Source organism: Pseudolysobacter antarcticus (genome assembly GCF_004168365.1).
In the GTDB taxonomy this organism is placed as follows: domain Bacteria; phylum Pseudomonadota; class Gammaproteobacteria; order Xanthomonadales; family Rhodanobacteraceae; genus Pseudolysobacter; species Pseudolysobacter antarcticus.
The window spans coordinates 1926222-1950996 of record NZ_CP035704.1; the positions used below are offsets into that span (position 1 = coordinate 1926222).

Here is a 24775-nt window from a genome sequence, read left to right on the forward strand (position 1 = left end):
ACGTTGGCCGAAGCGCGCACGCGCATCGATGGCATCGATCGCACGATTCAGGAACTGATTGCCGAGCGCGCGCGCTGGGCGCACCAGGTCGGCAAGGCGAAAGGTCCGCTGGCCGCAGCGATTGATTATTACCGTCCGGAGCGCGAGGCGCAGGTGTTGCGCATGGTGGTGGATCGCAACGATGGCCCGCTCGGTGACGATGTGCTGGTGCGGTTGTTCCGCGAAATCATGTCGGCTTGCCTGGCGCAGCAGGAGCCGCTCAAGATCGGCTTTCTCGGCCCCGAAGGTACCTTCAGCCAGCAGGCTGTGTTCAAGCATTTCGGTCACTCCGCGCATGGCTTGCCGCTCGCTAGCATCGAGGAAGTGTTCCAAGAAGTTGAAGCCGGCAATGCCGATTTCGGCGTGGTGCCGGTCGAGAATTCGGGGCAGGGAACGATCCAGACCACACTCGACATGTTCCTCACCTCGTCGCTGAAAATCTGCGGCGAAACCGAATTGCGCGTGCACCAATATCTGCTATCGCGCACCGGCAAACTCGAAGACATCGAGCGCGTGTACTCGCATCCGCAATCGCTTGCGCAATGCAAAACCTGGCTGCGCGCGAATTTGCCGAACGCGGAAAAAATCGCGGTGTCGAGCAACGCCGAAGCCGCACGTCGTGCGCGTAATGCCGACGATGCGGCCGCGATTGCCGGCGCTTCCGCTGGACATGTGTATGGCCTCAAACATGTCGTCATCGATCACATTGAGGATCGCCCCGACAACACCACACGTTTCCTCGTGATTGGCCGCGAAATTTTCCCGCCGTCCGGGCACGATCGCACCTCGGTGCTGGTCTTCATCAAGGATCAACCCGGCGCGCTGTTCCATGTGCTCAGCCCGTTCGCCAAGCACGGCATCAGCATGAACCGTATCGAGTCGCGGCCGTCGCATCAGGGGCATTGGCAATACGCATTTTTCATCGACATCGGCGGCCACGTTGAAGAAGATTCGGTGCGCCAGGCGCTGGTCGAGCTTGAGCCGTTCACGACCCAGGTCAAAGTGCTCGGCTCTTATCCCGTCGCGGTGCCATGAGTTTCGACGCACACGCGCTGGCCAATGCGGCGACGCGCGGGCTGCGCGCATATGATCCCGGCCATGATCTGCCGGTCTTGCGCACGCGTTTCGGCACCGGTTTGTGCGAGCTCGGATCGAACGAAAACAGTCATGGCCCGAGTCCCGCGGCGCTTGCTGCCATCGAGTCGGCGCTGCCGGATATTTTTCGCTATCCCGATCCGAAAGGCGCAGCGCTGAAGGTCGCGCTCGCGGCACATCTCGATTGCGCCGAAAACGAAATCACGCTCGGCAACGGCTCGCACGAATTGCTGATGTTGATCGCGCAGTGTTTTGCCGATGCCGAGCATGAAGTTTTATTTTCGCAATTCGGTTTTGCAGTGTTTCCGATTGCGACGCAGGCCGCTGGTGCGCGTGCCGTGTGTGTGCCGGCGTTGCCGCGTGTGCATGCGACGATGCCGTTCGGTCACGATCTCGCCACGATGGCCGCGCAGCTCAGCGAAAACACACGCCTGGTCTATCTCGCCAACCCGAATAATCCGACTGGTACCTGGTTCGGTGATGCCGAACTGCTCGCATTTTTGCAGCGCGTTCCGGCGCATGTTTTGGTCGTGGTCGACGAGGCGTATCACGAATTCGTCACCGTGCCGGAACTGTCCAGCGCGTTGCGTTTTGTGCCGCAGTTTCCAAACCTGATTGTCACGCGCACGTTCTCCAAGGCGTATGCACTGGCGGGTTTGCGCATCGGTTATGCGCGCAGCTCCGCCGCGGTTGCCGGCGTGCTCGAATGCCTGCGCGAATCGTTCAACGTAAATGCATTCGCACTCGCGGCGGCGCAGGCGGCGCTGGCTGATCAGGCGCATGTTGCGAAGGTGCGCACCGCGATTGCGAATGAGCGCGATTGGCTCACGCAGCAACTGCGCGTACTCGACCTGTTTGTATTTCCATCGCAGACCAATTTTGTGCTCGTGGATTTTGCACGCGATGCCGCGGTCATCGAAAAATCCCTGTTCGAGCGCGCCGTGGTGGTGCGCCCGATGGGTGGCTACGGTTTGCCGCAATGCCTGCGCATCAGCATCGGCATACGCGCGGAGAACCAGGCATTCCTCGATGCCTTGACTGCGGCGCTGGCAGCGTGAGCAATGCAATCGACAGCGGCGCTCTGGTGAATTATCTGAGCTCGGCCAGTGGCCCGTTGCACGGCGAGATTCGCGTTCCCGGTGACAAGTCCGTGTCGCATCGCGCGATCATGCTGGCAAGCCTCGCCGAAGGACGTTCGCAGATCAGCGGTTTTCTCGAAGGCGAAGATACCCTCGCCACTGCCGCAGCTTTTGCCGCGATGGGCGTACGCATCGAAACGCCGAGCGCGAGCGAACGCATCGTTCACGGTGTCGGTTTGCACGGTCTTCGTGCTCCGTCGCATACCATCGATTGCGGCAACGCCGGCACCGGCATGCGGTTGTTGACCGGCTTGCTGGCGGGACAGAAATTTTCATCGACGCTGAGCGGCGATGCCTCGCTGTCGAAGCGACCGATGCGGCGCGTCATTGAACCGTTGTCGCAAATGGGCGCGTGCATCACATCCGAAACCGGCGGTTTGCCACCGCTGCAGATCGATGGTGGGGCGAACCTGATTGGCATCGATTACCGTTTGCCGGTCGCCAGTGCGCAGGTCAAGTCGGCGATTTTACTGGCGGGTTTGTACGCGCAAGGCGAGACGATTGTGCATGAGCCGCATCCGACCCGCGACTACACCGAACGCATGCTCGCTGCGCTCGGCTGGCCGATCGAATTCAGCGCCGGATATGCGCGTATCACCGGCGGTCATCGATTGCGTGCCGGCGCTATTCGCGTGCCGACGGATTTTTCCTCGGCCGCGTTTTTCCTGGTCGCAGCGACTCTGGTGCCGGGCTCCGATCTGCTGCTGCGCGAAGTTGGCATGAACCCGCGCCGCACCGGTTTGCTGGCCGCGCTGCGCCTGATGGGGGCGGATATCGTGGAAGAAAATCCGCGCGAGCTCGGCGGCGAATCGGTCGCCGATCTGCGCGTTCGATCCGCGCCGTTGCACGGCATCGATGTACCGATCGCGTTGGTGCCCGACATGATCGATGAATTTCCGATTCTGTTCGTTGCGGCAGCCGCTGCAAAAGGTCGCAGCGTGATACGTGGCGCTGCCGAATTACGTATCAAGGAATCGGATCGCATTGCGGTCATGGCGAAAGGTTTGCGCGAACTTGGTATCACCATCGAAGAAACGCCGGACGGCGCGATCATCGAGGGCGGTATTTTGCGTGGTGGCGCCGTCGATGCGATTGGTGACCATCGCTGCGCGATGAGTTTTGCGGTCGCTGGCCTGATCGCGAGCGACGTGGTGCAGGTACGCGATTGCGCGAATGTCGCGACTTCGTTTCCGGGCTTTGTTAATCTAGCGAACCGTTGCGGATTCGTATTGCAACTCGAATCCGCCTGATCCATCCGACTCGCCCGAAATCATCCCGCCTTGGCGGAGAGTAAACAGCATGCCTGCGAATCCACTTTCCGCACCACGACCGCCCAGCGCGGTATTGACCATCGACGGGCCTAGCGGCTCGGGCAAGGGCACAATCAGTCGTCTGGTCGCGGAAAAGCTCGGCTGGCACCTGCTCGATTCTGGTGCGCTGTATCGCGCGGTCGGTTATGCGGCGAGTATGGAGGGCATCGATTTGTCGGATGCCGAGGCAGTGACGCGTTGTGCCGAAAGCACCAAAATCCGTTTTCGTGATGAAAATGGCGAAACCCGCGTGATCGTCAACGGCCACGATGCCAGCGACGATATTCGCACCGAAACCTGCGGCGCGGCAGCCTCGGCGATTGCCGCGATTCCCAACGTGCGCACCGCATTGCTGGAAAAACAGCGTTCCTTTCGCAAGGCGCCTGGGCTGGTCGCGGATGGCCGCGACATGGGCACGGTGATCTTTCCGGATGCCGGGCTCAAGGTGTTTCTGACCGCGAGCGCCGACGAGCGTGCGCGGCGACGCTATAAACAGTTGAAGGACAAGGGCTTAAGCGTTACACTCCATGCCCTTTTGCGCGAAATACAGGCACGCGATACTCGCGATGCCGAACGCGCGGTGGCTCCGCTCAAACCCGCCAACGACGCGGTCTTGATCGATTCTACCGGCCTTGGTATCGAGCTCGTGGTGGCGAAAGTGCTGGCGTTGTTGCCTGCACATTGAGCTGCCCGCACTGATTTCCGCAAAGGAAACGGTCCTGCCTCGCGGCGGGTATTTATCTCCGGTGTCGCTTGCGCTTCACCCCTGACAGCGGGCCCAACCCATTCTTGTGCGCAGCATTAAAACGCGCAGCAATGACGGCCTCTCTCCCATTTGGAACCCAACATGACTGAAAGTTTCGCCGAATTATTTGAACAGAGCCAGGTCAACATCAACCTGAAGCCTGGTTCCATCGTCTCCGGTATCGTCGTCGAAATCCGCTCGGATGTCGTCGTCATCAATGCCGGGCTGAAGAGCGAAGGCATCGTCCCGATCGAGCAGTTCTACAACGAAAAGGGCGAGCTGGAAGTAAAGCTCGGCGACGAGGTGAAAGTTGCCCTCGACGCACTCGAAGACGGCTTCGGCGAAACCCGCCTGTCGCGTGAAAAAGCCAAGCGCTCCCTGGTATGGGATGAGCTGGAAACCGCGCAACAAGCCAACGCCACCGTGGTCGGCCGCATCAGCGGCAAGGTCAAGGGTGGTTTCACCGTGGATATCAAGGATGTCCGCGCATTCCTGCCTGGTTCGCTGGTCGATGTGCGCCCTGTGCGCGACCCGGTTTACCTCGAAGGCAAGGAACTCGAGTTCAAGATCATCAAGCTCGATCGCAAGCGCAACAACGTCGTGGTTTCGCGCCGCGCCGTGGTCGAAAGCGAGCATTCCGAGGAGCGCGAGCAGCTGCTCGAGCGCCTGCAGGAAGGCGCTGTGGTCAAGGGCGTGGTCAAGAATCTCACCGATTACGGCGCATTCGTCGATCTCGGCGGCATCGATGGCCTGCTGCACATCACCGATATGGCCTGGAAGCGCGTGCGTCATCCGTCCGAAGTGGTCAACGTCGGCGACGAGCTCGACGTCCGCGTGCTGCGTTACGACCGCGAGCGCAACCGCGTTTCGCTCGGCCTCAAGCAGCTCGGTGAAGATCCGTGGGTCAACATCGCGCGCCGTTACCCGACCGGCACCCGCCTGTTCGGCAAGGTCAGCAACGTCACCGATTACGGCTGCTTCGTCGAGCTGGAACCGGGCGTCGAAGGCCTCGTGCACGTCTCGGAAATGGATTGGACCAACAAGAACGTCAACCCGGGCAAGATGGTCCAGGTCGGCGATGAAGCCGAAGTCATGGTGCTCGACGTCGATGAAGAGCGTCGCCGTATCTCGCTCGGCATGAAGCAGACCCAGTCGAATCCATGGGAAACCTTCGCCGCGATTTACAAGAAGAACGATCGTGTTTCCGGTCAGATCAAGTCGATCACCGATTTCGGTATCTTCATCGGTCTGGATGGCGGTATCGATGGTCTGGTGCATCTGTCGGATATCTCGTGGCAGGCAACGGGCGAAGACCTCGTGCGCAACTACAAGAAGGGCGACACGCTGGAAGCTGTCGTCTTGGCAGTCGATCCGGAACGCGAGCGCATTTCGCTCGGCATCAAGCAGCTTGAACAGGATCCGTTCGGTCAGTACATGGCCAGCAATCCGCGCGGCAGCGTGCTCAAGGGCACCGTGAAGGAAGTGGACGCCAAGGGCGCAACCATTGATCTCGGCGACGGTGTGGAAGGTTACGTGCGCGTTTCCGATATCTCCAAGGATCGCCTCGAAGATGCCACCACGGCATTGACGGTCGGTGATGCGGTCGAAGCCAAGTTCATCGGCATGGATCGCAAGGGTCGTTTGCTGCAGCTTTCGATCCGCGCCAAGGACGACGAGGAAATGCAGTCGGTGCTTGAGGAATACCAGTCGGCTTCCGGCGGTACCACCAAGCTCGGCGCGTTGCTGAAAGAACAGTTCAACAAGTCTGAGTAATCCACTCCGCGCTGGGTGCCGCTAACGGCACCCAGCGCGGTTTCGCTGAAACCTCGGTGGGGCAGATGTATAAAACTTCTGCCTCTCCCGATTGATGTCCAGGAACTGGATTACGGATTGCCGCTCACATGACCAAGTCGGAACTGATCGACGCGCTCGCCGCTGGCCAAGGACATTTGAAATTCGAAGATGTCGAAATGGCGGTCAAGAACGTACTGGAACAGATGAGCCAGGCGCTCGCCCATGGCGAACGCATCGAAATTCGCGGATTCGGCAGCTTTTCGCTGCACTTTCGCCCACCACGCATGGGCCGCAATCCCAAAACCGGCGATGCGGTCGCATTGCCCGGCAAGCATGTGCCACACTTCAAACCCGGCAAGGAATTGCGTGAACGCGTCAACGAGAGTGTTGCGCCGTCACACAAGCCCGGCCTTAAATCCGATCCCGTATAACTTTCCGCCACGTCGTGCGCGAGATCGCGTGTAGCGAGATTACGCATCGTGGATGATAGTGAGGCAAACGCGTCATGCGCTTCGGTCTGATTGTCCTGATCCTGCTGTTTGCCGTTTTCGGCGTGCTGTTTGGCGCGCTGAACAGCGAAAGCGTGGGCTTCGATTTGTATTTTCTGGTGCTCACGTTGCCGAAGGGCGCGGCGTTGTTGTGCGCGTTGTTGCTTGGCTGGCTGATCGGCGGCTTGCTCGTGTATTTCGGACTTGTGCTGAGATTGCGTCGACAGCTCGCGCGCAAACATCGTGAGTTGAATCTGCAAAAAAACAGTACCGAAGAAACCGCAGAAACTGAATCGGCATTGCGTGCCCTCGCCAAGCCATGAGTCAGTTCGCATCGTATTTGCCGGCGCTGATGGTGCTGTTGTTGCCGTTGGCGGCTTGGTCCGGCTGGATCATCGCGCGACGCGGTAGCGAACGCAGCAGCGGTGTGCGCGTCAACGAACTCTCCTCGAGTTATTTTCGCGGCCTGAATTATCTGCTCAACGAGCAGCCCGACAAGGCGATCGAGGTTTTCCTCAAGCTCGCGGAATTCAATCGCGATACCGTCGAAACCCATCTCGCACTCGGCAATCTGTTCCGCCGTCGTGGCGAGGTTGATCGCGCGATTCGCGTGCATCAGCATCTCATCGCGCGAACGAATCTCAGCAGCGAGGAAAAAACCGTCGCCCTGCTCGAACTCGGCGAAGACTACATGCGCGCCGGTCTGCTCGATCGCGCCGAAGCGCTGTTCATCGATCTGGTCGCGATGGAGGCACAGGTGCCTTCGGCATTGCGTCACCTGATCGGAATTTTTCAGCACGAACGCGATTGGAGCAAGGCGATCGCACATGCGCATCGTCTCGAAGAAATCAGTGACGAATCGCAAGGCGCGCTGATCGCGCAATTTCATTGCGAACTCGCCGAGCAAATGCGTGCACGTGGCGAACTGGACGAGGCTCGCGAACAGATATCGCATGCGTTTTTCAGCGAGGCGCGTTGTGTCCGCGCGAGTATCTTGCTCGGCCAGATCGAGCGCGCCGAAGGTCGGCTAGAGCCCGCAATGAATGCGTTCGAGGATGTCGCCGATTACGACGTCGATTTCGTGCAGGAAATTCTGTCACCGCTGCTCGATTGTTATGCGCGTGCCCAACAAATGCAGCGCGCGGAAAAATTCCTGCTCGGCGTGATGGATAAACACCAGGGCATTTCACCGGTGCTTGCTCTCACGCGTTTGTATGCGACTACACGCAGCGAGCCCGAAGCTATCCAGTTTCTCGCCGGCCAGTTGCGCCAGCGCCCGTCGGTGCGCGGCCTGGTCGAATTGATCCAGGCGAGCATGGGAAAATCCAGCGGCGAGGCGCGTGAGAATTACCTGATCCTCAGCGACGTCACGCGCAAACTGCTCGAAGGCCAAGCCTTGTATCGCTGCACCAGTTGCGGTTTCGGCGCCAAGGCGCATCACTGGCAATGCCCGACCTGCAAGAACTGGAACACCATCCGCCCGATCCACGGCGTGGTCGGCGAGTAGGCGACACGCCTCATGCCGATCGATATTTCCGGCTTCAGTTTTTTGCGCGCAGCGATCGTGTTGCCGGCTCTGGCATGGCTGATTTCCGCCGCCGCGGTCTGGCTCAGCATTCGTTACGCACACGCGCGTCGATTGATCGATCAGCCTGGGCAACGCCGCTCGCACACGATACCCACACCGCGCGGCGGTGGCATTGGGATCGTAATTGCGGTGTTGCTGTGTTTCTGTCTGCCGATGCTATTTTCGTCGCAGCAGAGCAGCCGGATATTCGGTTGTTCCGTTGCGATTGCGCTGGTCATGGTCGCGACGATCGGCTGGATCGATGATCACCGTCCGCTTTCTGCGCGTTTTCGTATCGTTGTACATTTTTTGGCCGCGCTGGTTCTGCTAATACTGCCACTGCTATTCATGCCAAAAACTGCTCCTGCTGGCGGGTTCGATTTTGATATGACGCTTGCTCTGATAGCGGCGTGTTTGATCGCTATCCTCGCAACGCTGATCGTCTGGTCGATCAACCTGCACAATTTCATGGATGGGATAAATGGCTTGCTGGCATGCCAGGCGATTTTTGTTTTCGTGGCGCTCGCTTTGGCATGTGTCAGTGCAGGTCGAACTGCGGTGGCGTGGCAGCTTTTTGTGTTGGCTGCGGCGACCTTGGGGTTTTTGCCATTCAATTTTCCGCGCGCAAGAATTTTCATGGGTGATGTCGGCAGCGGTGCATTGGGATTGCTGATTGCAATCGCCTTGTGGCTGGCCGCGGGTTCGGCCCATCTGGCGCCTTTTACCGGCGTTATCGCGTGCTCGGCCTTTGTCACCGATGCCACCTGTACGCTGCTCTCGCGCATGTTGCGCGGCCGGCGCTGGTATAGTGCGCATCGCGAGCATTTATACCAGTGGATGGCGCGGACGGGCATGTCGCATGCGCGTGTGGTTGCCTGTTACATGGCGTGGAATATATGTGTGGTGGCGCCGTTAGTATTGTGGGTCAACCGCCCGCCGAGCATGTCGCACGGATATGCCAATGCCACCGATAATCTCGGCGTCGCAGCGCTCCGCGATGTGGAGATTCTGCAACAGCTCAACGACCCCGGACAAATCGAAGCGGTTATCGTTTATGCACTCGCAATCGCATTGTGGATTTTCGGAAAACGCTGGTGTCTGCACAAAATGAAGTCGAGCCAACATCGCCATGCAACCGCGTAAACTGATCGCAAGCATTCACCCGCGCTTGGCCGTAGTCGTGCACGACCTAGCGATGGTTTGGCTCGCGTGGGTAGTGACCAACGGTCTGCGTTACAGCCTCGCGCCCGATCCGATGATTACCGGCTGGTTTTCGTGGGAGGTCGGTATCGTGCTGGCGGCGCAGGGACTGGTGCTGTGGTGGATCGGTTTGTACAAGGGCCTGTGGCGTTTTGCCAGCCTGCCGGATTTGTGGAATATCGTGCGCGCCGGCGTGCTCGGCGCACTCGCGATTGCGGTATCGCTTTTCCTCTACAACCGTCTCGCTACCGTGCCGCGTTCAGTGCTGGTCATGTATCCGGCGCTGTTGGTAGTCTGTCTGGGCACGCCGCGACTGGCTTATCGTTACTGGAAAGACAGTCGCCTGGATTTTTACCAACGACGTCCCAGTCAGCGTGTACTGGTGATGGGCGCAGGTCGCGCGGCTGAAGCATTGATCCGCGATTTGCTGCGCGAAAATCGTTATCGCCCGGTCGGATTTCTCGATGACAACCTCGCGTTGCGTGGCGCCAAACTGCACGGCGTGCCGGTGCTTGGCACACTCGATCAGTTGCCGCAATTGTCGAGCGAAGTCGCGGCCGAAATGCTGCTGATCGCAATGCCATCGGCGAGCAGCGCGCAGATGCGCCGCGTGGTCGAGATGTGCGAAGCAACCAACCTGCCGTTTCGCACCGTGCCGCGATTGCACGATGTCGTGGCCGGGCGTTCGAGCTTCAACGAACTCAAGGAAGTCGCGATCGAGGACCTACTTGGTCGTGATCCGGTCACCTTGGACTGGACCGCGATCCGCACCGGACTTTCCGGCAAACGTGTGCTCGTCACCGGTGGTGGTGGTTCGATCGGTGCGGAGTTGTGTCGCCAGGTCGCGCGCCTCGGTGCGCAATCGCTGACCGTGCTCGAGTTGTCCGAATACAACCTGTATCGCATCGAGCAGGAACTGAGTCGCGAATATCCCGAACTGATCTTCAACGCGCTGCTCGGAGATTGCGGTGATGCCGCAACTTGTGAACGCGCGTTCACTCAAGCGCATGCGCAGATCGTGTTTCATGCGGCAGCGTACAAACATGTGCCGCTGCTGCAGGAGCAGGTGCGCGAGGCGTTTCGCAATAACGTGATCGGCACGCAGATGATGGCGCAGGCGGCGGACCGCCACGGCGCCGAAAGTTTTGTGCTGATCTCCAGCGACAAGGCGGTCAATCCGACCAGCGTGATGGGCGCATGCAAACGTGTTGCCGAAATTTTCTGTCAGAACTTTGCCAGTCGTTCGAAAACGCGTTTCATCACCGTGCGTTTTGGCAACGTGCTTGATTCCGCCGGCAGCGTCGTACCGCTGTTCCGCGAGCAGATTCGCAGCGGTGGCCCGGTCACGGTCACGCATCCCGAAATCACGCGTTATTTCATGACCATTCCCGAAGCCTGCCAGCTGATTCTGCAGGCAGCCGTACTCGGTCATGGCGGTGAAATTTTTGCGCTCGACATGGGCGAGCCGATCAAGATCAGTTACCTCGCCGAACAGATGATTCGTCTGACCAACAAGATTCCCGGACGCGATATCGCGATCCTCTACACCGGCCTGCGCCCCGGCGAAAAATTGTTCGAGGAATTGTTCCATCCGCACGAAAATTATCAGGACACTACGCACGCGAAAATCTTCCTCGCGCAGCCGCGCAGCATGTCGTGGGAATTACTCGACGTGCAGCTCAAACAGGCGGCGCAGGATGTGCGCGACTACAACGAGGTCGCGTTGCATGCGTGCCTGACACGATTGTTGCCGGAGTTCGACTGGCGCACGCAAGCGCCGCTTGATGCCGATATTGTGCCGATCGTACGCACGCTCAAACACCATCAATAAACCACTTCAGCCTGCAGGAGTATTCATGAGCCAACCATTGCGCAAGGTCGTTTTTCCCGTTGCCGGTCTCGGCACACGTTTTCTGCCAGCGACCAAGACCGTTGCCAAGGAAATGCTGCCGGTGCTCGATCGCCCGCTGATCCAGTACGCTGTCGATGAGGCAGTGCAGGCCGGCGCCGATACGTTGATCTTCGTCACCAATCGCTACAAGCATGCGATCGCGGATTATTTCGACAAGGCCTACGAACTCGAAGCAAAACTCGAACAGGCCGGCAAGAAAGAGCTGCTCGATATCGTGCAGAACGTGCTGCCGAAACACGCGCGTTGTGTGTTCGTGACGCAGCCCGAAGCGCTTGGTCTCGGGCATGCGGTGTTGTGCGCGAAACCGGTGATCGGAGATGAAATGTTCGGCGTAATTTTGGCCGATGATCTGATCTCGAATGCGGGCGGCGACGGTTGCCTGAAGCAGATGGCCGACCTTGCGTTTGCCGAAAATGCCGGCGTAATCGCGGTCGAAGAAGTGCCGCACGACGAGACCCACAAATACGGCATCGTCGATGCCACGCCGCTGACTGAACGCAGCGCGCAGATCAAGTTCATGGTCGAAAAACCCAAGCCCGAAGTCGCACCGTCGAACTTGGCTGTGGTCGGTCGTTATGTCCTGCCGGGGAGTATTTTTTCGCTGCTCGAAAAAACCAAACCCGGTGCCGGCGGCGAGATTCAGCTCACCGATGGCATCCAGGCATTGCTGCACGAACAGAGAGTGCTGGCGTATCGTTTTGCCGGCACACGCTACGACTGCGGTAGCAAGATTGGTCTGGTGCAGGCGACGATCCGGTTCGCGCTGGACGATCCGAAACTCGCCGCCGCGACGCGTGCCTTCATCGCGCAACAATAACGCGCATGGATCTCAGCTACATCCTGAATCAGCTCGGCGAGGATCGCGAAACCTATCGCAACGCGGTGGCGCCGCCGATCTTCCAGTCGTCGATCTTCGCGCACACCACCGTCGCGGCGATGCGGGTTGGCATTCAGGATGAGCTGAACAATAATTTCTATACGCGCGGCAATAATCCGACCGTGGAAATTCTGCGCAAGAAAGTCGCTGCGCTCGAAGGTGCCGAGGATTGCCTGATGTTCGGCAGCGGTGCAGCGGCGATCGCCGCCGCCGTGGTCGCGAGCGTGCGCGGCGGCGATGACGTCGTCTGCGTGCAAAAACCGTATAGCTGGACGCGCACTTTGCTGCGCGATCTGCTGCCGCGTTTTGGTGTCAAAACGATTTTTGTCGATGGCACCGACAGTGCGAATTTCGAGGCCGCGCTGAGCGAACGTACGCGTCTGATCGTGCTCGAAAGCCCGAACTCGATGACTTACGAACAGCAGGATCTCGCTGCGGTCGCCACGCTTGCAAAAGCGCGCGGCATCCGCACACTTTGCGACAACAGTTATGCGAGCCCGCTGAACCAGTCACCGATCGCGCTCGGCATCGACATGGTGGCGCACTCCGCGACCAAGTATCTCGGCGGCCACAGTGACGTGGTGGCGGGTGCGCTTTGCGCGAGCCACGCCATCATTCGCGAGGTGTTCAAAGGCCCGTACATGACCTTCGGCGCGATGCTCTCGCCACAGGATGCGTGGCTGTTGATTCGTGGCCTGCGTACCTTGCCGATCCGCATGCAACGGATCGCGGAAACCGCCGCAAAGGTAGTGGTATTTCTCGAATCCCATCCGAAAATCGAAAAAGTGTATTACCCGCATTTATCCACAAATCCACAATTTGCATTGACGCAGCAACAGATGCACGGCGCCAGCGGTTTGCTGAGTATTGAACTGCGCGTGGATTCGGTCGCCGCAGTCGAGCGCTTTTGCGATGCATTGCAGCGTTTTCTGATGACTGTATCGTGGGGTGGTTACGAGTCGCTGATCTTCCCCGTGGCCTGCGTTTTCCCGGCGGGCGCGCCGTTGCATCCGCCCGGCGGTTTGCCGTTGAGCGTGGTGCGGCTGTCAATCGGGCTGGAAGACGCCGATGTGCTGATCGCTGATCTCGACCAGGCGCTGGCCGAGCTGTAGTTTCGACTCGACCAAAGCGTCTTCAGCGAATGACGTTTGGGGGTGTTCGGTCGGGCCTATGTTCGACGTCTTTAATTAGTCATGATGTAAGCGCAGATTTGCCCGCGCTTTGCCATAAAATCCTGCTGCAATACTGGCGCCCGGATTCGTACCTGGTGTCGACTGCCCGTTTCATCTTTCATCTAAGGATTTGGGGATATGGATCTGTTGCGATTTATCGTGCGCCTGCCGGTGCTGCTGTTCAATTTTCTATGGAGTGTGCTGGCGTGGCTGGTACGGCGCCTGTTCGGCGACTTCTCGTGGCAGGCGCCGACATGGTTGCGCGCGACGGATGCTGCAGCACTCAATCTGGGTGCGAGCATGGCGCGACATCGGCTGCGTTATGCCGGCGGCGTGCTGGCGCTTGGCATCGTGTTCGGCGCCAGCTGGTTCGGCTGGCACTGGTACGAAAATCGCCCTCAACCGGCGCAGCCGCAATTGCCGCCCTTGATTACCTATCGCATTACGGCACCAACCTTGACCGAGTACGATGCCAGCCCGATCGTGGTGCATGCGCTGTCGCTGCGTTTTTCCGGCTCTGCGGCACCGATCGCGATGGTCGGCAAACCAGCCGGCGCAGGCATCGTGATCGATCCTGAAATCGCCGGCACCTGGACGTGGGATAGCGATAAACAGCTGACCTTCCAGCCGAAAGAAGACTGGCCGATCGATCAGAAATATGTTGTCAATCTTGATCCGGCGCTGGTCTTTGCCGAACACGTGCGTGTGGAGCAACGCCGTTTTGATTTCGCCAGCGCGCCATTCGAAGCGAAAATGGCGACCAGCGAGTTTTATCAGGATCCGCAGGATGCCGCGCTGAAAAAAGCAGTGATCAATCTGCATTTCAGTCATCCGGTCAACACCGTCGATCTGGAGAAACGCATCGCGCTGAATCTGCGTGATCGTGTGCAGATCAGCAAGGACAAGATCGAGGAAAAATCCCAGCCGAAGAAATTCACGATCAATTACGACGAGCGCAAACTCAATGCGTTTATCCATTCCGAGCCACTCGCGATTCCGGTTATCGGCGGTTCGCTGGATATGCGTATTGCCACGGGCGTGCATGCGCAGAAAGGCGGCAATGCAACGGCCGCGGAAATCGTTGCCGATGTGACCTTGCCGACGTTGTACAGCCTGAGTGTCAGCGGCATAAGCGCCACCTTGGTCGACAACGCGCATTACGAGCCCGAGCAGGTGCTGGTGATGGAAACCTCGCAGGCCATCAACGAGGCCGATGCGAGCAAGAGCATCACAGCGTACGTGCTGCCGGCGATGTGCCCGGCGGAAACAGCGGGCCAGCCTGATGTGGCATGCAGTTGGAGCACCAATTCCGTCAGCGAAATAGTGCTGAGAAAATCGCAGAAGCTGAGCTTGGAATCGGTGCCGACCGAGCGCGAATTTGCCGAGTTGCACAGTTTCAAATATAAAGCTGATCCGGGCGATCGGGTGTTCGTGCAGGTTGAGAAAGGCATCAAGTCATTCGGTGGTTATCTGCTCGCCAATCGCGTGGTCGAGATTGTCGACGTGCCGGATTATCCGCGCGTGCTGAAGTTCATGGCCGATGGCGCCTTGCTGTCGTTCAGCGGCGAACGACGTCTCGCCGTGGTCGCGCGCAACGTGCCGGGCATGCAGGTCGAGATCGCGCGCGTGCTGCCGGATCAACTGCAGCATCTGGTCAGCCTGAACCAATCGGATCGTTACGATCACCCGGATCTTGGCAGTTTCGGCAACGATCGTATTACCGAACGCTTCGTGCAGAAACTCGAGTTCAGCCAGCAGGAGCCGCGCAAGGCGCATTACGAGGGTGTCGATCTTGGCAAGTATCTCGGCAGCGCTATGCAGGGCAAGCGCGGCGTGTTTTTGTTGAGCCTGAAATCGTATTCCAAGGCTGAGGACAAACCCGTGCCGGCGCCCGATGAGGATGCAAGCGATGGCGATGCGAGCGAAGAAAACAACGCGCGTGGCGAATACGAAGGTGACGACAATGCCAGCACCGACGGCGACAAGGTCGGTGACAAACGTCTGATCGTCGTCACCGATCTCGGCGTGTTGGTCAAGAAATCCATCGACGGCACGCAGGATATTTACGTGCAATCGATCCGCAGCGGCGAGCCGGTCGCTGATGCACATGTCGATGTGGTCGGCAAGAACGGCCAGACTATCCTCAGCGAGACCACCGATCATGATGGCCACGTGCATTTCACCACGCTCGATGCGTATACCCGCGAAAAAGCGCCCGCGATGTATCTAGTGCGCAAGGGCGAAGATCTCTCATTCCTGCCGGTCGGTTCGCGCGATCGCAAGCTGGATTATTCGCGCTTCGACATCGGCGGCCTGCGCAACGCCAAAGATGGCGGTGAGCTCACGGCCTATCTGTTCTCGGACCGCGGCATTTATCGTCCCGGCGACAGCTTCCATATCGGCATGATCGCGCGTGCGGCGGACTGGAAAACCACGCTCGACGGTATTCCGCTCGAAGCCGAAATTGTCGATCCACGCGGCGTCACCGTCGAGCGCCACAAGTTGCGTCTCGGCGCAGCCGGTTTCGAGGAACTCAGTTACACCACGCAGGAAAATGCGCCTACCGGTGCGTGGACGGTGAACCTCTACATCACCAAGGAAAAAGACGGCAACAAGATACAGAAGCAACTCGGCTCGGTGGCGGTGCAGGTGAAGGAGTTCATGCCGGATCGCATGAAGGTCGATGCGCATCTGTCGCAGCAAGTGGTTGAGGGCTGGATCAAGCCAGACGATTTGAAGGCGCTGGTATCGGTGCAGAATCTGTTCGGCACGCCAGCGCAGGATCGGCGCATCGAAGCGAGCCTCACGTTGACGCCCGCGTTCCCGGCGTTCCGCAGTTATCGCCAGTATCATTTCTTCGATCCGCAGCGCGCCAAGGAAGGTTACGCCGAACCGCTCGGCACGGCGACGACGAATGAAAAAGGCGAGGCGGAATTTCCGCTTGATCTCGGCAAGTATGGAGCGGCGTCGTATCAGCTGTATTTCCTCGCCAAGGCGTTTGAGGCCGAGGGTGGCCGCAGCGTCGCGGCGGAAGCGGTGTCGCTGGTGTCGTCGCAGGATTACCTGATCGGCAGCAAGGCCGACGGCAATCTCGAATTCATCGCGCGGGGCGCGAAAGTCGATACCAACTTGATCGGCATCGATCCGCACGCGAAAAAAATTGCGGTCGATGGACTCAAGGCGGTACTCGTCGAGCGGCGTTACGTGTCGATTCTGACCAAGCAGGATTCCGGTGTTTTCAAATACGAATCGCGCATGAAGGAAGTGCCGGTATCGGATCAGCCGCTGTCGATTCCGGCGGCGGGACTCGACTACACGCTCGCCACCGACAAGCCCGGCAACTATTCGCTGCTGATAAAAAATGCACACGGCGACGAGATGAATCGCATCGATTATGCGGTCGCCGGCGAAGCCAATCTCACGCGTTCGCTGGAGCGCAACGCCGAGCTGCAACTGACTTTGTCCAAGAACGACTACGCGCCGGGTGAAAGCATCGAAATCGCGGTGCGCGCGCCCTACGCCGGCAGCGGCCTGATCACGATCGAACGCGATCACGTTTATGCCAGCGCGTGGTTCAAGGCCAGCACGAGCAGCTCGGTGCAAAAGATTCGCGTGCCGGCGAATTTCGAAGGCAACGGCTACATCAATGTGCAGTTCATCCGTGATCCCACGTCGGACGAAGTGTTCATGAGTCCGCTGAGTTACGGCGTCGTGCCGTTCTCGGTAAATCGCGACGCACGTCGTAATGCGATCACGATCAGCACGCCGAATCTGGTCAAGCCGGGCGAGGCCTTGAACATCAAGTTGACCTCGGCGCAGCCCGCGCGCGTGGTCGTGTTTGCGATCGACGAAGGCATCCTGCAAGTGGCGCGCTACAAGCTAGGCGATCCGCTGGAATTCTTCTTCCGCAAGCGCATGCTCGAAGTGCAGACCGCGCAGATTCTCGATCTGATCCTGCCCGATTTCAACAAGCTGGTCGGCATGGCCGCAGCGCCGGGTGGCGATGGCGACAACATGCTCGGGCGCCATCTTAATCCATTCAAACGCAAGCATCAGCAGCCCGTGGCGTACTGGTCTGGCATTGTCGATGTAGTCGGCGAAAAAACGCTCACCTATCTGGTGCCCGATGATTTCAACGGTCGCCTGCGTGTGATGGCGGTGTCGGTGGCGCCGGACAAGATTGGCACGTACGAGACTTCGACGACGGTGCGCGGCGACTTCGTGTTATCGCCAAATGTGCCGGCAATCGTTGCGCCCGGCGATGAGTTCGAGATCAGCGTTGGTGTGGCGAACAATCTCACTGGACTCGGCGGCAAGGAACTGCCAATTTCGGTCGCACTGAATCTGCCCGCGCAACTCGAAGCGGTCGGTGCGGCGACGCAGGAAGTCAAGCTTGGCGAAATGAAGGAAGGCGTGGTGGTGTTCCGCTTGCGCGCAAAAGACAAACCCGGCGCGCTCGAGTTCAGCGTCACGGCATCGGCGCAAGGCAAGTCGGCCAAACTTGGGCTTGGACTTTCTTTGCGACCGGCGGCGCCGTATCGCACCGAAATCCAGGTCGGCCAGCTTGATCGCGGTCGCGCCGATATCGATCATCTGCGCACGATGTTCGACGATTACGCCAAGCGCGATATTTCCGCTTCGTATGTGCCACTCGTACTTGCGCGCGGCCTCGCTGCATACCTCGAAAGTTTCCCGTACCTGTGCACCGAGCAACTGGTCAGCCGCGCGATGCCGGCGCTGGTGTTCGACAAACATCCCGAGTTCGGCACGGTCGTGAAATCCCACGACAAGAGCAAGGGCGCCGATCCGTTCCGCGCGTTGCTGGCGGTGCTGCGTTCGCGGCAGAACAGCGAAGGCGGTTTCGGACTGTGGACCGCCACGCCGGTATCGCATCGTTATGCGTCGATCTATGCGATGCATTATCTGATCGAGGCGAAGGAGCGCGGCCAACTCGTGCCGGCCGATATGCTGACGGCGGGTAACACTTATCTGAGCCAGGTCGCGGCGGATGAAAGCGCGAACAATCTGTGGGATCTGCGCGATCGCACGCATGCGATTTATCTGCTCACGCGGCAGGGCAATGTCACGACCAACTATCTCGCCGCCGTGCAGCAGCATCTGGAGCGTGCATACGGTAAGAGCTGGCACGATGACCTCGCTGCGGCGTATGTTGCAGCGTCGTTTCAGTTGCTCAAGCAGGACAAGGAAGCCGCGGCGTTGATCGTCGGTCCGCAACAGCAATTCGAACATCGCGCGATCGATGCGAAATATAAATTCGCGTACTACTACGATCCGCTGATCGCTGATGCGTCGACGTTGTACTTGCTCGCGAAACATTTCCCGGAGCGTGCGAAGAAATTGCCGGCGGTGGCGATCCAGAACATCGTGCGGCCGTTGCAGAAAGGCTATTACAACACCTTGTCATCGGCGATGACGATTGCCGCACTCGATGCGTATGCGACGCTGGCGATCGCCGGTGAGGGCAAACTCGCATTGCTCGAAGTGCACAAGGACGGCACCAGCCCGAACATTGGCACGCCGAAAGGCATCGTGCTTTCCGGCACGTTCAGCGCCGCCGCGAACGCGTTGCGCATCGTCAACGAGGCCGATCTCACGGCGTGGTATAGCGTCGCGCAATCAGGGTTCGACCAGGCGCCTCCCGACAAGGAAATCAAGGACGGCTTCGAGATCGTGCGCGAATACACCACGACCGACGGCAAGGCATTGGACAAGGTCGCGCTCGGTCAGGAAATCGACGTGCATCTGAAAATCCGCCGCACGCTCGGTGAGGATGTCAGCAATCTCGCGATCGTCGATTTGCTGCCGGGCGGTTTCGAGCCCGTGCTGAGTTTGCCGCCCACAGCCGACGAAGCTGCCGCCGCTGACACGGCGCACAGCGATAGTGAGGATGCGAGCAAACAACCTGCGTGGCGTGCGCCGGTCGGTCTGGCGAGTTCGACTTTGAATCCGGAATACGTCGACGTGCGCGATGATCGTGTCGTGGTTTATGCGAGCGCGAGTAGCGACGTGCGCGAATTCGTCTATCGCATCAAGGCGACCAATGCAGGCACTTACATCGTGCCGCCGGCCTACGGCGAATCGATGTACGACCGCACCGTGCAGGCGCGGTCGCTCGGCAGCAAGCTCAACGTGGAGCGCAAATAGTCGATCGATCGTGGCGCAATCGCGATTGATCGCTGGCTAATGCGGACTATGTCGATCTTGATTCGTGTTGCCGGCGCGGTAGTGCGCAGTGTGCGGCGCCATCAAAACAAATTGATGGCGCTGCTGTTGCTAGCGATCGTGCTGGTCGGTGTGCGGGTTTGGCCACATATACCGCTATCGCAACATGCTTCGTCATCGACTGCGGTCTACGATTCGCGTGGCAAATTGCTGCGGCTGACATTGACCAGCGATGACAAATACCGCATCTGGGTGCCGCTTGCGCAAATGCCGCCAGCGCTGATCGATGGCGTGCTGCTGCAGGAAGACCAGTGGTTTCGTTATCACGCCGGATTCAATCCGCTGAGTCTTGTGCGCGGTGGCTGGGTGACCTATGTGCGCGGCGGTAATCGCCAGGGCGGCTCAACCATTACCATGCAGCTCGCGCGGTTGATGTATCGCCTCAACACCCGCACGCCAGCGGGCAAGTTGCGCCAGGTGCTGCGGGCGATTGAACTCGAGCTTTGTTATTCGAAGAACGACATTCTTGAGGCTTACCTCAACTACGCGCCGTACGGCCGCAATATCGAAGGCGCGGGTGCGGCCAGCGTGGTGTATTTCGACAAAACGGTGGCGAGCGCGACCTTGCCCGAAGCGCTTGCGCTCGCGGTGATTCCGCAAGATCCGACGCGTCGCCTGCGCGAAGAAACATTTGCTACATCAGCCGCGCCGGGCGCTGTGGATACCATCAATACAAGACTCAGCGCATCGCGGGCGCGCTTGTTCGAGCGCTGGATCGCGCGCCATCCCGAAGACGCCGAAAACACGGCGTTGATGCAATTGCCATTGAAGTTGCGACCACCGCAAAAGCTGCCGTTCGAGGCGCCGCATTTTGTCGAGCAGGTGCTGGCCGAACAGCGCGGAGCGGGGCGTGTCGATTCGCGCATTGCGACTACGCTCGATCTGAACATGCAGAAAAATATCGAACTGCAACTGCGCCAATATATTCAGCGCCAGCAGGCGCGTGGTGTGCGCAATGCCTCGGCGCTGTTGCTCGATACGCGCGACATGGGTATCAAGGCGCTGGTCGGGTCGGTCGATTATTTCGATTCGAGTATCGCTGGCCAAGTTAACGGTACCTTGGCCAAACGTTCGCCCGGTTCGACCTTGAAACCACTGCTTTATGCGCTGGCGATGGATGAAGGCCTGCTGCATCCGATGACTGTGTTGCGCGACGTGCCGACCTCGTTCGGCCCGTTCACGCCGGAGAATTTCGATGGTCGTTTTCTCGGACCGATCACCGCTACCGACGCACTGATCCGCAGCCGTAATATTCCGGCGGTGGCGATCTCGGCAAAACTCGCGCGGCCGAATTTCTACGAGTTTTTGCGCAACGCCGGTATCAGCCGCATGGCCAGCGAGCAGTATTACGGGCTGGGTCTTGTGCTCGGCGGCGGCGAAGTCAGCATGCAGGAACTCGCGCGTTTGTACGCGATGCTAGCCAATCGCGGCGAGATGCGCAGCGTGCGTTTGACCAGCGATGCGCCGCAAAACATCGGCGTGCGCCTGCTCAGCGACGAGGCGAGTTTCATGACGCTGGACATGCTGCGGCAGAATCCGCGGCCTGACGATTTGCTCGCGCATGAATCCGCGCGGCCGCCGATTTACTGGAAGACCGGCACCTCGTGGGGTTTTCACGATGCATGGACCGCCGGCATTTTCGGCCCGTACGTGCTGGTGGTGTGGATCGGCAATTTCGACAATCAGGCCAATCCCGCGTTCATCGGCATCGAGGCCGCGGCACCGCTGTTTTTTCGCATCGTCGATTCGATCCGCGCGCAGGATGCGAGTCTCGCCGAGCCGGTGCGCACCACGCCGCGCAACCTGAAAAAAGTCGAGGTGTGTCTGGCCAGCGGGGAACTGCCGAACGCGTGGTGTCCGCAGCGCGGCATGACCTGGTTCATCCCGGGCCGTTCGCCGATTCGTGTCAGCACCATCCATCGTCCGATCGTGGTCGATGCGCGCAGTGGCAAACCGCTGTGTCCGCCGTATGGCGATATACCGACACGCACCGACGTCTACGAATTCTGGCCATCGGACATGATGCGTGTGTTCGCTCAAGCCGGCATTCCGCGCCGCGCGCCGCCGGCTGTCGATTGCAGCAGCGGTAGCGCCGACGACGGCCAGGCGCCGCAGATCGGTTCGCCGTTGCGCGGCAGCATCTACACCTTGCGCGCGCAACATGCCGACGAGGCGCGCGTGGCGCTGAGCGCGACCGTGGACGCGAGTGCGCAGGCGCTGTACTGGTTTGTCGACGATGGTTTTGTTGGTAGTGCCAAGCCCGGCGAAACGCTGTTCTGGCAGCCATCGAGTGCTGGAAGTTTCAGCGTGCGCGCGGTCGATGATCACGGCCGCGCGGATCAGCGCGAGGTGCGCGTGACACGCGTGGAATAGCCGCGGATTCGCATCGCATCAATCGAGTCAGCCTGCAACTGCGTGCTAAAGTTGCGCATTGAGAGCCGGGTTGCAGAGGTTGATCGTGATGTCATTTCGTCGTGGATTGTTGAGTCTGTTGTTACTGCTGCCATGCCTGCTGTTTGCCGCCGAGGACGTTCCCGTCGGCAAGCTGTCGAGCGTCGCCGAGCCGTTGCATTATTGGCTGGCGTTTACGCTTGATCCGGCAGCCGATGGTTACAGCGGCGAGACACGAATCCGCATTCGCCTGAATGTCGCGGTCGATCATCTCTGGCTGCACGGTCGCGATCTGGACGTGCAAAAAGTCAGAGTAAGCGATTCGCACGGAAAGTCCGTGTCCGCTAAATATCAGCAACGTAATGACGATGGTGTCGCGCTGGTATCGTTCGGCAGCATGCTGCCGCCGCAGGAGATAGAGCTCATCCTGAGTTTTCACGCGAAGTACAATACGCAGCTGGAAGGTGTGTACAAGGTCAAGGTCGGTAGCGATCCGTATCTGATCACGCAGATGGAACCGGTCAGCGCGCGTTTTGCATTTCCGGGTTTCGACGAGCCGCGTTTCAAAACTCCATTCGATATCACGCTGACCGTGCCGAAAGCGCAGATCGCGCTGGCGAATACGCGCCAGCGCGACGAAAAAGTATCCAATGATGCAAAGTGGAAAACGCTCACTTTTGCCACCACGCTGCCGCTGCCGACGTATCTGGTCGCGTTTGCGGTCGGGCCGTGGGACGTGGTCGAGGGCAAACCGATTGCGCCGAACGCAGTACGAACGACCGCGTTGCCGTTGCGCGCAATCGCGAGCCGTGGCAATGGCAAACGTCTGAATTACGTGCTGGAGCAGGCGCCGAATATCATCGCCTATTACGAGCAATACACCGGCCAGCCGTATCCGTACGACAAACTCGATCTGCTCGGTGCGCCGGATTTCGGCGCGGGCGCGATGGAGAACGCCGGGCTGATAATTTTTCGCGATACGCTGTTGTTGCTCGACCAGAATTCGCCGGCGGATCGATATCGTGCCGCGTTCACTGTGATGGCGCACGAGATCGCGCACCAGTGGTTTGGCGATCTCGTCACCGCGCCGTGGTGGGACGATATCTGGCTCAACGAGGCGTTCGCGACGTGGGCCGAAGGCAAGGGCACGGTGGTATTGCAACCGGAATTTCACGGTGACATGGAACATCTCGAAGCGCGCCTCGGTGCGATGCGTAACGACAGTCTCGACAGCGCACGGCGCATCCGCCAGCCGATCACCAATCAGGGCGATATCGAAAACGCTTTCGACGGCATCACGTATCAGAAAGGCGCGAGCGTGCTCGGCATGTTCGAGTCGTGGCTCGGTCCGGAAAAATTCCGCGGCGGCATCCAGAATTATCTGGGCGGCCACAAGTTTCGCAGCGGCAGTTCGGACGACGTGGTCGATGCCGTTGCTGCGGCCAGCGATCAGGGTGAACGCCTCAAGCTGGCGATGCGCAGTTTCCTCGATCAGCCCGGCACGCCGCGCATCCAGACCGAGGTGAGCTGCAAGGATGGCAAGGCGCAGCTCAAACTTACGCAAAGCCGTTATCTGCCGCTCGGCTCGAAGGCCGACAGTAACGCGGTTTGGGACGTGCCGGTATGTCTGCGTTTTGGCCATGGCGACACAAGCGCAACACAATGTGTATTGCTGGATAAAACCGAGGCGAGTTTTCCGATCGCGACCGGCGGCTGCCCGGAATGGATACTGCCGAATGCGAATGCGAGCGGCTATTACCGTTTCAGTATTTCGCCCGAAGCGTTTGGCAAACTTGCGGGGCATCTGGCAAGCCTGAGCGGGCCGGAGCAACTGGTGTTTGCCGATGCGGTATCGAGTGCGTTCCATCGCGGTGAACTCGATGTCGCCGCATTGCTCGACAGCCTGCCTGCACTGGCGGCATCGCCGGTGCCGCAAGTGGCCACCGCGTTGCTCGATGATGTCGAATGGATTCGCGAATATTTGGTCAGCGAATCGCAACGCGCGCGTTTTGATGCGCGTATCGGCGCGATTTTTCTGCCGCGTTTGCTACAGCTCGGTTATGCGCGAAAAACTGGTGAGGCCAGCAACGACACGGCGCTGCGCGTGCGCCTGGTCAAGTTTCTCGCACTGCGTTTGCATGTTCCGGAAGTGCGCGCTGCATTGCTTGCACAAGGGCGCAAAGCGCTGGCGCTGGACGGCGGTGGCAAAGCACAACTCGCTGCAGCGAACGCCGACCTGCTCGCGAGCGTGCTGGGCGTGACCGTGCAGGAAAATGGCGCCGCGGCGATCAAAGCGATGTATGCCGAACTCGAAATCAATCACGATGCGACCAGCCGTTACGCGATGCTCGCCGCGCTCGGGGCGAGCCAGGATGCGGCGCTCGCCGAACAGGCGCTCAACTACGCGCTCGGTGCCGGCGTGCAACTCAGCGAAATGCGCGTGCTGTTCGATGCGCAGAACCATGAGCTGGAAAATCGCGCCGCATTCTGGCACTGGTATCAAGTGCATTTTGATGCGGTGTTGAAACGCACGCCGGGTTTTGCCCAGGTCGGCATGCCGCGCTCGGTTAGCGACGGACGCTGCAGCAGCGAAGCCGCTGATGAGCTCGATAAATTTTTCCGGCCGCATGTGCCGCAGATCACCGGCGGCGCGCGTGCACTCGCGCAGGCGCAGGAGTCGATCGGCCTGTGCCGCGCATTGCGCACACAACAAAAACCGCAGGTATTGCAGCAATGGCTTGACCAACAAGGTGCGATGAAATGATCACTGCCATATTTGATTCGATTTCGATGAAAAACATGC

Annotated in this window: 14 protein-coding genes and 1 pseudogene; all 15 read left to right on the forward strand. The window is 59.4% G+C overall.

All coding sequences use genetic code 11. From position 1 onward, the window contains the following. Positions 1-3: 3 nt before the first annotated feature. Positions 4-1074, forward strand: a pseudogene (gene pheA / locus ELE36_RS08205) (prephenate dehydratase); the annotation flags it as partial. Continuing rightward, the gene (gene hisC / locus ELE36_RS08210) at positions 1071-2192 is read left to right on the forward strand and encodes a histidinol-phosphate transaminase (RefSeq protein ID WP_129832607.1); all 1122 of its coding nucleotides are present in this window, start codon (positions 1071-1073) and stop codon (positions 2190-2192) included. The pseudogene pheA and the gene hisC, both read left to right, overlap by 4 nt. Positions 2193-2215: 23 nt before the next feature. Beyond that, complete coding sequence (aroA, locus tag ELE36_RS08215) at positions 2216-3523, forward strand: 3-phosphoshikimate 1-carboxyvinyltransferase (RefSeq protein WP_425480911.1); 1308 nt, start codon at positions 2216-2218, stop codon at positions 3521-3523. Positions 3524-3572: 49 nt separating this feature from the next. Continuing rightward, entirely contained in the window at positions 3573-4268 is a 696-nt protein-coding gene (gene cmk, locus ELE36_RS08220; protein WP_129832609.1) for a (d)CMP kinase, read from the forward strand. Positions 4269-4430: 162 nt separating this feature from the next. Next, entirely contained in the window at positions 4431-6101 is a 1671-nt protein-coding gene (gene rpsA / locus ELE36_RS08225) for a 30S ribosomal protein S1 (protein ID WP_129832610.1), read from the forward strand. A 128-nt stretch (positions 6102-6229) separates the two neighbouring features. Next, positions 6230-6553 (forward strand): integration host factor subunit beta, encoded by a 324-nt coding sequence (locus ELE36_RS08230; protein WP_129832611.1) that lies wholly within the window; start codon positions 6230-6232, stop codon positions 6551-6553. A gap of 74 nt (positions 6554-6627) precedes the next feature. After that, positions 6628-6933, forward strand: a complete 306-nt coding sequence (locus tag ELE36_RS08235; RefSeq protein ID WP_129832612.1) for a lipopolysaccharide assembly protein LapA domain-containing protein — start codon at positions 6628-6630, stop codon at positions 6931-6933. After that, complete coding sequence (lapB, locus tag ELE36_RS08240; RefSeq protein WP_129832613.1) at positions 6930-8117, forward strand: lipopolysaccharide assembly protein LapB; 1188 nt, start codon at positions 6930-6932, stop codon at positions 8115-8117. The genes ELE36_RS08235 and lapB overlap by 4 nt, the downstream gene beginning before the upstream one ends. A 12-nt stretch (positions 8118-8129) precedes the next feature. Next, complete coding sequence (locus ELE36_RS08245) at positions 8130-9320, forward strand: MraY family glycosyltransferase (RefSeq protein ID WP_129832614.1); 1191 nt, start codon at positions 8130-8132, stop codon at positions 9318-9320. Beyond that, positions 9307-11208, forward strand: coding sequence for a polysaccharide biosynthesis protein (locus ELE36_RS08250; RefSeq protein ID WP_129832615.1), 1902 nt, complete (start codon positions 9307-9309; stop codon positions 11206-11208). Before ELE36_RS08245 ends, ELE36_RS08250 begins: the two co-directional genes overlap by 14 nt. 25 nt (positions 11209-11233) lie before the next feature. Continuing rightward, complete coding sequence (galU, locus tag ELE36_RS08255) at positions 11234-12106, forward strand: UTP--glucose-1-phosphate uridylyltransferase GalU (RefSeq protein ID WP_129832616.1); 873 nt, start codon at positions 11234-11236, stop codon at positions 12104-12106. 5 nt (positions 12107-12111) lie between these two features. Further along, the gene (locus ELE36_RS08260; protein WP_129832617.1) at positions 12112-13278 is read left to right on the forward strand and encodes a trans-sulfuration enzyme family protein; all 1167 of its coding nucleotides are present in this window, start codon (positions 12112-12114) and stop codon (positions 13276-13278) included. Positions 13279-13476: 198 nt separating this feature from the next. After that, the gene (locus tag ELE36_RS08265; protein WP_129832618.1) at positions 13477-19503 is read left to right on the forward strand and encodes an alpha-2-macroglobulin family protein; all 6027 of its coding nucleotides are present in this window, start codon (positions 13477-13479) and stop codon (positions 19501-19503) included. 48 nt (positions 19504-19551) lie between these two features. After that, entirely contained in the window at positions 19552-21954 is a 2403-nt protein-coding gene (gene pbpC / locus ELE36_RS08270) for a penicillin-binding protein 1C (protein ID WP_242512394.1), read from the forward strand. A gap of 88 nt (positions 21955-22042) precedes the next feature. Further along, positions 22043-24736, forward strand: a complete 2694-nt coding sequence (locus ELE36_RS08275) for a M1 family metallopeptidase (protein ID WP_129832620.1) — start codon at positions 22043-22045, stop codon at positions 24734-24736. The last annotated feature ends 39 nt before the right edge of the window (positions 24737-24775 follow it).